This window comes from Methylophilus sp. DMC18, from assembly GCF_056314005.1.
On sequence record NZ_JBQUZE010000002.1, the window covers coordinates 75,636 to 87,751 of the forward strand.

Consider the following 12,116-nt stretch of genomic DNA (forward strand, 5'->3'; position numbering starts at 1 on the left):
GATACTCATGCGTTTTTCTCTGATTGCCAAAATTATCTTTATTGCCTGCTTGGCACTACTGACTTACCTGTTGCTGATAGAAATGGCGCCTGCCGAGCAGCGCTTTCCTTATCTGGACAAGATACAGCACATCGTCGCGTTTGGCGGTGTCACTTTTTGGGCAGGATTGGCCTATCCCGCCCGGCAACAATGGCTGATGCTCGGCTTGTTGATTTATGGCGGTCTCATGGAGGTGCTACAGGGTCTGCTCACCCTGACCCGTCAGCCCAGCGTCTATGACTGGCTGGCTGATAGCGTGGGTATCTTGCTGGCATGGGGCGTTGTCATCTTGTGTCTGCGCTGGTGGCAGCATCGCCGTGGCTGAATTTGATCTGATTGCCCAATATTTTACCAGGCAAGCAGCGGTTGATCTGGGGGTAGGGGATGACGCTGCGCTTGTTAGCGTGCGTCTAGGCTATCAATTGGCGGTTTCGGCCGATATGTCGGTTTCAGGCACACATTTTTTTGCCGATGCCCAGCCCTTTGCCATTGGCTGGAAGTCGATGGCAGTGAATATCAGTGATATGGCGGCGATGGGGGCTGAGCCTAAATGGGCCACGCTGTCCATCGCATTGCCCGAGGTGGATCATCCGTGGTTACGCCAATTCAGTGACGGCCTGTTTGCCTGTGCGGATGCCTTTGAGGTTGCTTTGATCGGCGGCGATACCACCCGCGGCCCACTTAATATTGCCATCAATATCCTGGGTGAAGTGCCTCGTGGCCAGGCCTTGCAACGTAATGGCGCCAGGGCGGGGGAGGATATCTGGGTCAGTGGTTGTTTAGGGCAGGCGGCACTATGGCTACAAAACCGTTTAGGGTATCTGTCTCTGCATGCCGATGATATTGCGATGCTCGCCACTGCCATGCATCATCCGCAGCCAAGAGTGCGTCTGGGCTTGGCCTTGCGTGGCATGGCAAGCGCTGCACTCGATATTTCGGATGGTTTGCTGGCCGATTTGGACCATATTTTGCAGGCCTCCAGGGTTGGCGCTGAACTGGATTGGCGCGCGTTGCCGTTGCCACGACTGAAAACGCCAATAGAAGAAGAGACAATGCAGAAAGCCGTGCTGGCAGGCGGGGATGATTATGAATTATGTTTTACTGCCGCTCCCCAGCACCGGGAGGCGCTGCTGGCCCTGTCGCAGCAATTGAATCTGCCGCTGAGTCGCATTGGTAAAACCACTGCGAGCCCTGGTTTAACCGTGATGAACGGCAACGTGGCTCTGGATATTGCAAAGAAAGGATATCAGCATTTTGGCTAAGCATAGTCAGTCATCGTTACCGAGTTGGCGGCTGCTGTGGTCACACCCGCTGCATTGTCTGAGTTTGGGTCTGGGCACGGGTTTGTCACCCAAAGCACCTGGTACCGTGGGCACGCTGCTGGGCTTTCCCTTGTACTGGCTGTTGATGCATTTACCTTTAACCCAGCAATGGCTTGCTTTGGCCGCACTTTTCTTGCTGGGCGTCTGGTGCTGCGCGTTTACCGGACGTGCGCTCGGGGTCAGTGACCACGGTGCGATTGTCTGGGATGAAGTTGTGGCTATGGCTGCGGTTTTGGTCACAGTCCCCTCGGGGTTCGGCTGGGGAGCGGCTGCATTTGCACTGTTTCGACTGTTTGATATCTGGAAGCCATTTCCGATCAGCTGGGTGGATCAGCGCGTGAAAGGCGGCCTGGGGGTCATGCTGGATGATGTGCTGGCCGCGTTCATGACAATAGTGGTGCTGCAATGGTTACAAGGGATAATGTAATGCCCACCATGCTGGAACTCAGTGCAAGCCTGGGGCAGGCCTTGCAGGCCAGAGGGTGGCAATTGGCGCTGGCCGAGTCTTGTACTGGTGGCCTGATTGCACAATCGATGACGGCCGTTGCCGGAAGCTCAGCCTGGTTTGACCGTGGTTTTGTTACCTACAGCAATGCCGCCAAAACCGACATGTTGGGCGTCCCTGCTGAATTGATAGACGAACATGGTGCTGTCAGCGAAGCGGTGGCACAGGCCATGGCCATCGGCGCGTTAGAACACAGTTTGGCCAATATCAGTGGTGCGGTAACTGGCATTGCCGGGCCGGGCGGTGGGTCTGCTTACAAGCCAGTGGGGATGGTATGTTTTGCCTGGGCCACCCGGCAACCGGGACCGCCTCATGTGCTGGTGCACACCCAATATTTTACCGGCGATCGCCAGCAGATACGTGAACAGGCCGCCAGTTATTTATTGGCGGTCCTGCTACGTAGCGTGACGTCAGAAGTGTGATCAATTAATCGTCGTGGTGGTGATGGTGGTGGTGACCACGTCCCCATCCGCCACCATAGTAGTTGCGCGGGCCATAGTTGTAACCGCCGTAGCCACCATTGCCATAAGAGAACTGAATAAACCCGGGACCTGGTGGTGGTACTGGTGCGGAATAGGTCACTGCAGGGGGGCTATAGTAGTAACGGCTTTGTGGATGTGGGTAAATGACCACTGGCGGCGGTGCATAAACCACGGCAGGCGGCGCGTAGTAAGCGGGTGGGTAAGGGTTGCCTACCACCACGCCCACCGACCAGTTATCTTGTGCTTGCGCGCTGACTGCCGCGATACTCGCCAGCGCCAACGTCAGAATCAGTTTAAAGACTTTCATAAATGCTCCTCTAGCGGAAAACAAATGCATGCTCCCTGATCTATTAACGCAGTTGCCGGGCCACGGTTGACAGCACCATTCACACATGCAACTGCGCAATTGCCTCAGGCCAGAATGGCTGGGCATTTATTCATCGCAACGCCATTTCACTGATGGTCGATTTATGAAATAATTAGAGGTTATTGTTTGGATTATATCGCGTTTGTGCAAGCAACGCATTTTATCGCTAAAAGAAGGTAATCAGCATGGATGACAACAAAAGCAAAGCGCTCGCCGCCGCACTCTCTCAAATTGAAAAGCAGTTCGGCAAAGGCTCCATTATGCGCATGGGCGATGCTGATATCGGCGAAGACCTGCAAGTCGTTTCCACCGGTTCATTGGGTCTGGATATCGCACTCGGCGTAGGCGGATTGCCACGCGGCCGCATTGTGGAGATTTATGGCCCAGAGTCTTCCGGTAAAACCACCTTGACCCTGCAAGTGATTGCCGAAATGCAAAAATTAGGCGGCACCGCTGCTTTTATTGATGCCGAGCATGCGCTAGACCCGCAATACGCCTCTAAATTAGGCGTGAATGTCCCTGATTTGTTGATTTCGCAACCCGATACTGGCGAACAAGCCTTGGAAATTGCCGACATGCTGGTGCGTTCCGGCTCAGTGGATATTGTGGTGGTCGACTCGGTTGCAGCGTTGACGCCACGCGCTGAGATTGAAGGGGAAATGGGCGACAGCCACATGGGTTTGCAGGCGCGCTTGATGTCACAAGCCTTGCGTAAACTCACCGGCAATATCAAACGTACCAATACGCTGGTCATTTTCATTAACCAGATTCGGATGAAAATTGGTGTCATGTTTGGCAACCCGGAAACGACCACCGGCGGTAACGCGCTTAAATTCTACGCCTCTGTGCGACTGGATATCCGCCGCACAGGCGCGATCAAGAAAGGTGACGAAGTCATTGGCTCCGAAACCAAAGTCAAAGTAATTAAAAACAAAGTCGCGCCACCATTTAAACAAGCCGAGTTTGACATTATGTATGGCGAAGGCATCTCGCGGTTGGGTGAGATTATTGAGTTGGGCGTCAATCTGAAAATGGTGGAAAAAGCTGGTGCATGGTTTAGCTATAACGGCGAAAAAATCGGCCAAGGCAAAGAAAATGCCAAAGAGTTCTTGCGTGAGCATCCAGAAATCGCAGCGGAAATTGAAGCGAAAATTCGCGCCAATGCCAAAGTGCTGGCAGATATTCTGCCTTCAGCGCGCGGCGAGGATGATTAAGGTTTTTGCGAGCCCGAGTGAGGCGTGCTTTTGACGTTTGGTTTTTCTCTGTGAGCGCTGTACGCACTGTCGCGTAAAAACTCAATGGCTAATCTGGAAAAAACCTTACGCCAACGCGCTTTAGAATACTTGGCCAAGCGCGAGTATTCATACGCGGAGTTGGGGCAAAAGCTCAAGGCCTATGCCGAAGAAGCAGATGACCTCCCGGCTTTGTTGGAAGATTTTAAACAGCGCGGCTGGTTGAGTGATGCCAGATTCACCGAGCAATTGGTCCATGCCCGTAAAGCCAAATTTGGCAGTGCGCGTGTCGCCAACGAGTTACGTGAAAAAGGGGTAGACGATACGTTGATTGCAGAAGCGGTTGCAGGCCTGCAGGACAATGAAGTTGCACGTGCCAGCGAAGTCTGGCGCAAAAAATTTAAAGCGGCCCCGACAACACGCGAGGAATGGGCAAAACAGGCCCGCTTCTTACAGAGTCGGGGTTTTACGTTTGATGTAATTAAACACATTTTGAATAGACACGCAGAAGATGACAGTTAAGTACGGGCAAAAACCTTCCAGCAAACAAATCCGCCAGGCCTTCCTGGATTTCTTTGCTTCCAAAGGCCACCAAGTGGTAGCTTCCAGTTCACTGGTGCCGCATGGTGACCCCACCTTGCTGTTTACCAACGCAGGTATGAACCAGTTTAAAGACGTGTTCCTCGGCTTTGACAAGCGTGCCTATACGCGTGCGGCGACCGCACAAAAATGTGTACGCGCCGGTGGTAAGCACAACGATCTTGAGAATGTGGGCTATACCGCGCGTCACCATACCTTCTTCGAGATGCTGGGTAACTTCAGTTTTGGGGATTACTTCAAGCGCGATGCCATTACCTTTGCCTGGGAGCTGTTGACTGAAGTCTACGCTTTACCCAAAGAACGCCTGATGGTCACCGTGTATGCGGAGGATGATGAAGCCTACGATATCTGGAACAAAGAGGTGGGCGTCCCTGCTGACAAGATTGTCCGTATTGGGGACAACAAAGGTGCGCGTTATGCCTCAGATAACTTTTGGATGATGGGCGACACCGGTCCTTGCGGCCCCTGTACCGAAATTTTTTATGACCACGGTGCGCATATTCCAGGCGGCCCTCCAGGCTCGCCCGATGAAGATGGAGACCGCTTTATCGAAATTTGGAATAACGTCTTCATGCAGTTCAACCGCGATGAAGCGGGGGTGATGCATCCGTTGCCTAAGCCATCGGTCGATACCGGCATGGGCTTGGAGCGTATTTCTGCCGTGTTGCAAGGCGTGCATGCCAACTACGAAATTGATTTGTTCCAAGCATTAATCAAAGCCGCAGCGCGCGAAACCAACACCGCTGACTTGGACAGTCCTTCTCTCAACGTGCTGGCTGACCATATCCGCGCCTGTAGCTTCCTGATTGCCGATGGCGTGATCCCAGGCAATGAAGGCCGTGGCTATGTGTTGCGCCGCATTATTCGCCGTGCGATTCGTCATGGATACAAACTGGGTTGTCGTGCTGCTTTCTTCCATAGGCTGGTGCCAGATTTGGTGGCTGAAATGGGTGAGGCTTACCCGGAGTTGACCAGCAACCAGGCGCGAGTGGCCGAGGTGCTCAAGCAGGAGGAAGACCGTTTCTTCGAAACGATAGAGAACGGCATGCAGATTCTGGAAGCCGAACTGGCGACCAAGCCTGCCGTGTTCAACGGCGATCTCGCCTTCAAACTGCACGATACCTTTGGTTTCCCGCTGGACCTCACCGCCGACATCTGCCGCGAACGTGGCGTGACGGTGGATACCGCTGGCTTTGATGCGGCCATGGCGCGCCAAAAAGAACAAGCGCGCGCGGCGGGCAAGTTCAAAATGGCGCTCAATCTTGAATATGATGGCGCTGCGACCACATTCCACGGTTATGACAAGCTGGAAACCGCTGCCAAAGTCCTGGCGTTATATAAAGACGGCAGTGCTGTACAAACGCTGAATGAAGGCGATTTGGGTGTGGTCGTGCTGGACCATACACCGTTCTATGCTGAATCCGGTGGCCAGATTGGCGATAGCGGAGAGCTCAAGTCTGCCAACGGTATTTTTGCCGTAGAAGATACACAAAAAATTCAGGCAGCCGTGTTCGGCCATCATGGCGTACTCAAAACCGGGTCTTTGTCTGTGGGAGATGCGTTGGCGGCTAAAGTCAATCTGCAGGCGCGCGCCAGCACCATGCGTAATCACTCGGCAACGCATCTGATGCATAAGGCCTTGCGTGAAGTGCTGGGTGAGCATGTGCAGCAAAAAGGCAGCCTGGTCGATACGGAAAAAACCCGTTTTGACTTTGTGCATAATGCGCCGATGACTGATGCCGAGATTGACAGGGTAGAAGCGTTGGTCAATGCCGAGATTTTGGCCAATGCGGCGACACAAGCGCGCTTGATGGATATTGAGTCTGCGCAAAAAACGGGCGCCATGATGCTGTTTGGCGAGAAATATGGCGATGAAGTACGCGTGCTGGATATCGGATCTTCGCGCGAGTTGTGTGGCGGTACCCATGTCAGCCGCACTGGCGATATTGGACTGTTTAAAATTACCTCCGAGAGTGGCGTGGCGGCAGGCGTACGCCGTGTCGAAGCCACCACGGGCGAGGGCGCGTTGAAGCTGGTGCAATCCCAGCAAGCGCTGATTAATCAGGTGGCAGGTGAGCTCAAAGCCCCTGCGCATGAAGTCCCAGCCAAAATTGCGCAAGTGATGGATCACGTCAAGTCGCTCGAAAAAGAGTTGGCGCGCTTGAAGTCCAAACTCGCCTCTTCACAAGGCGACGATCTGGCGACGCAAGCCCTGGAAGTCAATGGCGTTAAAGTATTGGCTGCTGCCTTGGACGGTGCAGATGCTAATGCCTTGCGCGAGACCATGGATAAACTCAAGGATAAACTCAAATCTGCCGTCATTGTTTTGGCGAGCGTGGCAGAGGGCAAGGTCAGTCTGGCTGCGGGCGTGACTGCTGACTTGACTGGCAAAGTCAAGGCGGGCGAGCTGGTGAATCATGTTGCAGGCCAGGTGGGTGGTAAGGGCGGTGGCAAGCCAGACATGGCGATGGCTGGCGGCACTGAGCCCGCAAATCTGCCGCAGGCACTGGCGAGTGTCCAAGCCTGGGCAGAAGCTAAACTAAATTAACTCAATTGATTAACAGAGCAAAATAATGGCATTAATCGTACAAAAATATGGTGGCACCTCAGTCGCCAATCCCGAGCGTATCCGCAATGTGGCGCGTCGTGTGGCACGTTACAAGGCCATGGGCCATCAAGTGGTGGTCGTGGTGTCAGCCATGTCAGGTGAAACCAATCGCCTGATTTCACTGGCCAAGGAAATCATGCCGGATCCAGATCCGCGTGAGCTGGATGTGATGGTGTCTACCGGTGAGCAGGTCACCATAGGTATGACCGCTCTGGCACTGATGGAGCTTGGCATCAAGGCCAAGAGCTATACCGGCACCCAGGTGAAAATCCTCACGGATGATGCGTTTACCAAAGCGCGTATTCTGGACATTGACCAGCATAACCTGAAACAAGACCTCGATGACGGCTATGTCTGTGTGGTCGCCGGTTTTCAGGGCGTGGATGCCCATGGCAATATCACCACGCTGGGCCGTGGCGGCTCCGATACGACAGGTGTAGCGTTGGCAGCAGCGCTCAAGGCCGATGAATGCCAGATTTATACCGATGTGGATGGTGTGTATACCACTGACCCGCGTGTGGTGCCAGAAGCGCGCCGGCTGGAAAAAATCACCTTTGAAGAAATGCTCGAACTGGCCTCGCAAGGCTCCAAAGTACTGCAAATCCGCTCGGTTGAGTTTGCTGGCAAATACAAGGTTAAGTTACGTGTGCTCTCCAGCTTTGAAGAAGAGGGTGACGGCACGCTGATTACATTCGAAGAAAATGAGGAAAACATGGAAGATCCAATTATCTCCGGCATCGCTTTTAACCGCGATGAGGCGAAAATTACCGTAGCAGGCGTGCCTGACAAGCCAGGGATTGCTTATCAGATTCTTGGTCCTGTCGCCGATGCCAACATTGATGTGGATATGATTATCCAGAACGTGGGCGCAGACGGCACGACAGACTTCACGTTTACCGTACACAAAAACGAAATGAACAAGGCGCTGACAATTCTGCGCGATAAGGTTCAAGGCCATATCCAGGCACGTGAAGTGACTGGCGATGACAAGATTGCAAAAGTGTCTGTAGTCGGTGTGGGCATGCGTTCGCATGTGGGTATCGCCAGCCAGATGTTCCGCACATTGGCCGAAGAGGGCATCAATATTCAAATGATCTCTACCAGTGAAATCAAGATCGCAGTGGTGATCGAAGAGAAGTATATGGAACTGGCTGTGCGCGTGTTACATAAGGCGTTTGGCCTGGAAAACGCATAATCGCAAACGCACGAATAAAGAAATAAAACATTCTTCTTTTTTGCGTTGATTTTTGAAGGGTTTTCACGTAGTATGGCGCCCTTCAATGCAGTAGCAATACTGCAAAGAAAACAGCATCAGCTGTGTTGGTATTATTAAGGCGTCATTGTTTTAATAAGGTGAGCTGGCCGAGTGGTCGAAGGCACTTCCCTGCTAAGGAAGCATACGGGCTTAAACCTGTATCGAGGGTTCGAATCCCTCGCTCACCGCCAAATACCTGGGTTTAACGATTCAAGGGTTTGGTAAATTAGGGTGTCATCGTTGCTTGGACCCCTCCACAAAGCTGAAAATTATGTTATAATGCTGTTTTTGTTGCAAAGCAACAAACCTTGGCGCCCGTAGCTCAGTTGGATAGAGTATTTGGCTACGAACCAAAGGGTCGGGCGTTCGAATCGCTCCGGGCGCGCCAAAAATAAAAGCCTTGTTTCTTTCAGAGAAACAAGGCTTTTTTCTTTTAGTGATCCCTGTCCAACATTACATTTCTTAAAGCTCATCAGTGCGTTGATACATCGCTGATACGCGCTGAACATAGCGATGATGATGGCGGTATGATATGCTTCAGCTTTTCATTTAATTGGTGTTTCAGTGTCTCTTCAGGCTTGTTTGGCGCGGATTGCAGGCGATATGCAGCAGGTGGATGCCGTTATTCGCCAGTCTTTGTCATCCCAAGTTCCGCTGATTAATCAAATTTCGGAATACATCATTCATAGTGGTGGCAAACGCTTGCGTCCGACATTGGTGTTGATGGCCGCTGATCTGGCCGGGCGTGTAACACCGGACCACCATGCTCTGGCTGCCATTGTCGAATTTATTCATACAGCCACCTTATTGCATGATGATGTGGTTGATGCTTCCGAACTGCGTCGTGGCAAATCTACCGCCAATCATGTGTATGGCAATCCTGCCAGTGTGCTGGTCGGCGATTTTCTATATTCACGTTCCTTTCAGATGATGGTCAGGCTGCAAAACATGCGTGTGATGGAAATCCTGGCCGATGCCACCAATGTGATTTCCGAAGGCGAAGTGCTACAGCTGCTCAATGTGCGCAATATTGGTGTTAGCGAGCAGGATTACTTGCAGGTCATTCATTTTAAAACCGCCAAACTGTTTGAAGCGGCGACCCGTCTTGGAGCAGTGCAGTGTCAGGCCAGCGTCGCGCAAGAAGAGGGACTGGCCAAGTATGGCATGCACTTGGGTACGGCCTTTCAGCTCATAGATGATGTGCTGGATTTAACCGGTGACAGCGAAAAAATTGGCAAAACCCTGGGCAATGACCTGGCCGAGGGAAAAGTGACCTTACCAATGTTGTATGCCATCCAGCAAGCGCCAACCGCGCAAGCGGACTTGGTCAAGCAGGCCTTGTTAGAAGGGCAGGTCACTCAGCTAGATGCCGTGCTGGAGATTTTGCATGCCGTGAAGGCATTTGATTATGTACGCGCCGTGGCGCAAAAAGAAGCAGAACAGGCCTGTGAAGCACTGGCCATTTTTGAACTGACGCCCGCCAAACAGGCTTTGCTGGATTTGGCCCAGTTTTCGGTCAACCGGCAACATTAAGGTGTCGCCTGCTTGTACGCAGGCGACAACACCTAAAAGATACCGGCTGAACCAAACACCGGGTTAATTCAGGGCGATAGGCTCGCCACTCATGTGGTAGTAGCTGAGTCGCGCGCAGTCGTTGGTCGCATGGGTCAATGCGCCATCAAACAAGGATTTTCCATTGACATCGACGACGGCATAGCCGTTGTGATACAAGGTCACCTCTGCCTGCAGGTCGCTCTCTGCTGACGCCATCGCTTTTTGCAAACGATGATGATTCGAAGAGCGCATCGCAAAGCTTACGCAATTTTCCTCTTCTTCTTCACTGTAGACTTCCCAGTGTGATTGTCCGGTCAGTTTGGTGAGCCATCCAGGTAAATCGACTTCTACTCGACAAATCACTGGCTCATCCCAGGCAGGATGCTCAACCTCGTTCAACTCAACTTCGGTTGGCGATGTAAATTTGATTTGATCAGACATAGGCAACTTCCTTCTCTAGATAACAGATGCCACTTCACACAGACGCAAACCACTAAAGTTGCTGTGTCATGACCATCTTACACATAAATGGTGACTTGCAAACAGTTTTCAAGCCAGAAGAATGCGCTTTTAAAGCAGTTTTGCACTTTGTCAGCCTTGCCTATGGGCATCAACGATGAGATGATGCAGCAACCTTATCTTTGTTATCGGCATCATGCACGAAATCCTTGAACCTGTTTTAAGTCTGCTGCGCACGCAGCCTCATGCCCTGCAAGCCACCTGTCTGGTCTTTGGTTTGCTGGTTGGCAGCTTTCTCAATGTAGTGATTCATCGTCTGCCCAAAATGATGGAGCGTGAATGGCAGGCCAGTTGCCTGGATTTACAGGGGCAAGAGGTGCCTGATCAACCCAAATACAATCTTGTGGTGCCGCGTTCGACCTGCCCGCATTGCGGACACCAGATTATGGCACTCGAGAATATTCCTGTGATCAGCTATCTATTCTTACGTGGACGCTGTAAAGCCTGTCATGCGCCGATTTCAATGCGTTATCCATTGGTTGAATTGCTGACCGGCGGTCTGTCGCTGGCGGTGGCTGTGCAATATGGCTATAGCCATTTGACCTTGTTTGCACTGGCATTTGTGTTTGCGCTGGTCGCATTGACCTTTATTGATTTTGATACGCAACTGTTGCCTGATGACATTACCTTGCCGCTGTTGTGGCTGGGGCTGTTGCTTAACCTTAAAGATGGGTTTACCGATCTCTCGTCAGCCGTGATCGGTGCCATGGCGGGTTATCTTGTGTTGTGGGCGGTCTACTGGCTGTTTAAACTCGTGACGGGTAAAGAGGGCATGGGGTACGGTGATTTCAAGCTGCTGGCTGCGATCGGTGCCTGGTTCGGCTGGCAACTGCTGCCCGCGGTCATTTTATTGAGCTCGGTGGTTGGTAGTGTGATCGGCATCGGCTTGATTCTGCTCAAAGGCAAAACCCGACAAACTGCGATTCCTTTTGGTCCTTTTTTAGCCCTGGGCGGCATCGCCGCCCTGTTTTATGGGCAAACTCTGGCCGCTTATTATTTAGTGCCTTAACGGGAGCAGCACATGGCAAAAGTGGTGGCCGTGACCGGCGGTATCGGCAGTGGTAAAAGCGAGGCGTGTGCAGCATTTTCTGCCTTAGGCGTGCCTGTGGTGGATCTGGACCACATTGCGCACGCCATGAGTGAACCCGGCAGTCCGGCCATGCAAGCGGTGCGGGTGGCTTTTGGCGACCACATGTTTGAGGCAGATGGACGTCTCAGCCGGGCAACACTGCGCGCGCACGTGTTTGAGCACCCAGAAGCCCTCGAACAACTGAATCAGATCATGCACCCGGCGATCCGTGCTGAGGCCGTACAGCAAATTGCCCAGTATGCCAGTCATCCATATGTGATTCTGGCGATCCCATTACTGGTCGAGAGCCGCGAGGATTGGTCCATGATAGATCATGTACTGGTGATCGATTGCGATGAGGAGACGCAATTGCAGCGGGTCATGCAACGCAGTCAGCTTTCTGCCGAAATGGCACAAGCCATCATGGCGTCGCAAAGTCCGCGAGAGGCGCGGCTGGCGATTGCGGATACCGTGATTAAAAACCAGCTGACACTCGCCGATTTACAGCAAAAAGTGCTTCAATTTCACAAAAATTTCTCTAAAACTTGCCTCTGAGTTAAAAGG

The 12,116-nt window shown here is 52.4% G+C and carries 13 protein-coding genes and 2 tRNA genes; 13 read left to right on the forward strand and 2 right to left on the reverse strand.

Going from position 1 to position 12,116, the window contains the following annotated elements; all coding sequences use genetic code 11:
• Nucleotides 1–7 precede the first annotated feature (7 nt).
• From ACT53G_RS04195 to ACT53G_RS04210, 4 genes are read left to right on the forward strand one after another with little or no spacing between them, the layout of a single operon-like run.
• Complete coding sequence (locus ACT53G_RS04195) at nt 8–364, forward strand: VanZ family protein (RefSeq protein ID WP_476168803.1); 357 nt, start codon at nt 8–10, stop codon at nt 362–364.
• The gene (thiL, locus tag ACT53G_RS04200; RefSeq protein ID WP_476168804.1) at nt 357–1,301 is read left to right on the forward strand and encodes a thiamine-phosphate kinase; all 945 of its coding nucleotides are present in this window, start codon (nt 357–359) and stop codon (nt 1,299–1,301) included. The genes ACT53G_RS04195 and thiL overlap by 8 nt, the downstream gene beginning before the upstream one ends.
• A complete protein-coding gene (locus tag ACT53G_RS04205; RefSeq protein ID WP_476169009.1) occupies nt 1,285–1,788 on the forward strand; it encodes a phosphatidylglycerophosphatase A family protein in 504 nt (167 codons plus the stop codon). Before thiL ends, ACT53G_RS04205 begins: the two co-directional genes overlap by 17 nt.
• Entirely contained in the window at nt 1,788–2,288 is a 501-nt protein-coding gene (locus ACT53G_RS04210) for a CinA family protein (protein WP_476168805.1), read from the forward strand. The genes ACT53G_RS04205 and ACT53G_RS04210 overlap by 1 nt, the downstream gene beginning before the upstream one ends.
• Nucleotides 2,289–2,292: 4 nt before the next feature.
• Here the strand turns inward: ACT53G_RS04210 and ACT53G_RS04215 are convergent, their stop codons facing one another.
• Nucleotides 2,293–2,655, reverse strand: coding sequence for a hypothetical protein (locus tag ACT53G_RS04215; protein ID WP_194748267.1), 363 nt, complete (start codon nt 2,653–2,655; stop codon nt 2,293–2,295).
• Nucleotides 2,656–2,900: 245 nt separating this feature from the next.
• Here ACT53G_RS04215 and recA point away from each other — a divergent pair, with 245 nt between their 5' ends.
• The 7 genes from recA (at nt 2,901) to ACT53G_RS04250 (ending at nt 9,943) form a co-directional block, all read left to right on the forward strand.
• Nucleotides 2,901–3,929: a recombinase RecA gene (gene recA, locus ACT53G_RS04220; protein WP_275355935.1), complete on the forward strand. Its 1,029-nt coding sequence runs from the start codon at nt 2,901–2,903 to the stop codon at nt 3,927–3,929.
• Between the two features lie 84 nt (nt 3,930–4,013).
• Nucleotides 4,014–4,469 (forward strand): recombination regulator RecX, encoded by a 456-nt coding sequence (recX, locus tag ACT53G_RS04225; protein ID WP_476145482.1) that lies wholly within the window; start codon nt 4,014–4,016, stop codon nt 4,467–4,469.
• Nucleotides 4,459–7,095 carry an alanine--tRNA ligase gene (gene alaS / locus ACT53G_RS04230; protein ID WP_476168806.1) on the forward strand — a complete coding sequence of 879 codons (2,637 nt, stop codon included), beginning with the start codon at nt 4,459–4,461 and terminating at the stop codon, nt 7,093–7,095. The genes recX and alaS overlap by 11 nt, the downstream gene beginning before the upstream one ends.
• A gap of 25 nt (nt 7,096–7,120) precedes the next feature.
• Nucleotides 7,121–8,350, forward strand: a complete 1,230-nt coding sequence (locus tag ACT53G_RS04235) for an aspartate kinase (protein ID WP_194748263.1) — start codon at nt 7,121–7,123, stop codon at nt 8,348–8,350.
• 157 nt (nt 8,351–8,507) lie between these two features.
• Nucleotides 8,508–8,601: transfer RNA gene (locus ACT53G_RS04240), tRNA-Ser, on the forward strand.
• Between the two features lie 120 nt (nt 8,602–8,721).
• Nucleotides 8,722–8,798 (forward strand) — tRNA-Arg (locus tag ACT53G_RS04245).
• Between the two features lie 215 nt (nt 8,799–9,013).
• Nucleotides 9,014–9,943: a polyprenyl synthetase family protein gene (locus ACT53G_RS04250; RefSeq protein WP_313986956.1), complete on the forward strand. Its 930-nt coding sequence runs from the start codon at nt 9,014–9,016 to the stop codon at nt 9,941–9,943.
• Between the two features lie 63 nt (nt 9,944–10,006).
• Here ACT53G_RS04250 and ACT53G_RS04255 read toward each other — a convergent pair whose 3' ends face one another.
• A complete protein-coding gene (locus ACT53G_RS04255) occupies nt 10,007–10,405 on the reverse strand; it encodes a hypothetical protein (RefSeq protein ID WP_194748262.1) in 399 nt (132 codons plus the stop codon).
• A gap of 214 nt (nt 10,406–10,619) precedes the next feature.
• On the opposite strand from ACT53G_RS04255, the gene ACT53G_RS04260 reads away from it, so the two are divergent.
• Both ACT53G_RS04260 and coaE read left to right on the forward strand, forming a co-directional pair.
• The gene (locus ACT53G_RS04260; protein ID WP_476168807.1) at nt 10,620–11,492 is read left to right on the forward strand and encodes a prepilin peptidase; all 873 of its coding nucleotides are present in this window, start codon (nt 10,620–10,622) and stop codon (nt 11,490–11,492) included.
• A 12-nt stretch (nt 11,493–11,504) separates the two neighbouring features.
• Nucleotides 11,505–12,107, forward strand: a complete 603-nt coding sequence (gene coaE, locus ACT53G_RS04265) for a dephospho-CoA kinase (RefSeq protein ID WP_476168808.1) — start codon at nt 11,505–11,507, stop codon at nt 12,105–12,107.
• Nucleotides 12,108–12,116: the final 9 nt, after the last annotated feature.

What these genes read in the sequence shown, in the direction of transcription:
- ACT53G_RS04195 (WP_476168803.1), top strand. Translation starts at nt 8, where the DNA reads ATGCGTTTTTCTCTGATTGCCAAAATTATCTTTATTGCCTGCTTGGCA.
- ACT53G_RS04210 (WP_476168805.1), top strand. Translation starts at nt 1,788, where the DNA reads ATGCCCACCATGCTGGAACTCAGTGCAAGCCTGGGGCAGGCCTTGCAG.
- ACT53G_RS04215 (WP_194748267.1), bottom strand. Translation starts at nt 2,655, where the DNA reads ATGAAAGTCTTTAAACTGATTCTGACGTTGGCGCTGGCGAGTATCGCG.
- recA (WP_275355935.1), top strand. Translation starts at nt 2,901, where the DNA reads ATGGATGACAACAAAAGCAAAGCGCTCGCCGCCGCACTCTCTCAAATT.
- recX (WP_476145482.1), top strand. Translation starts at nt 4,014, where the DNA reads ATGGCTAATCTGGAAAAAACCTTACGCCAACGCGCTTTAGAATACTTG.
- alaS (WP_476168806.1), top strand. Translation starts at nt 4,459, where the DNA reads ATGACAGTTAAGTACGGGCAAAAACCTTCCAGCAAACAAATCCGCCAG.
- ACT53G_RS04235 (WP_194748263.1), top strand. Translation starts at nt 7,121, where the DNA reads ATGGCATTAATCGTACAAAAATATGGTGGCACCTCAGTCGCCAATCCC.
- ACT53G_RS04250 (WP_313986956.1), top strand. Translation starts at nt 9,014, where the DNA reads ATGCAGCAGGTGGATGCCGTTATTCGCCAGTCTTTGTCATCCCAAGTT.
- ACT53G_RS04255 (WP_194748262.1), bottom strand. Translation starts at nt 10,405, where the DNA reads ATGTCTGATCAAATCAAATTTACATCGCCAACCGAAGTTGAGTTGAAC.
- ACT53G_RS04260 (WP_476168807.1), top strand. Translation starts at nt 10,620, where the DNA reads ATGCACGAAATCCTTGAACCTGTTTTAAGTCTGCTGCGCACGCAGCCT.
- coaE (WP_476168808.1), top strand. Translation starts at nt 11,505, where the DNA reads ATGGCAAAAGTGGTGGCCGTGACCGGCGGTATCGGCAGTGGTAAAAGC.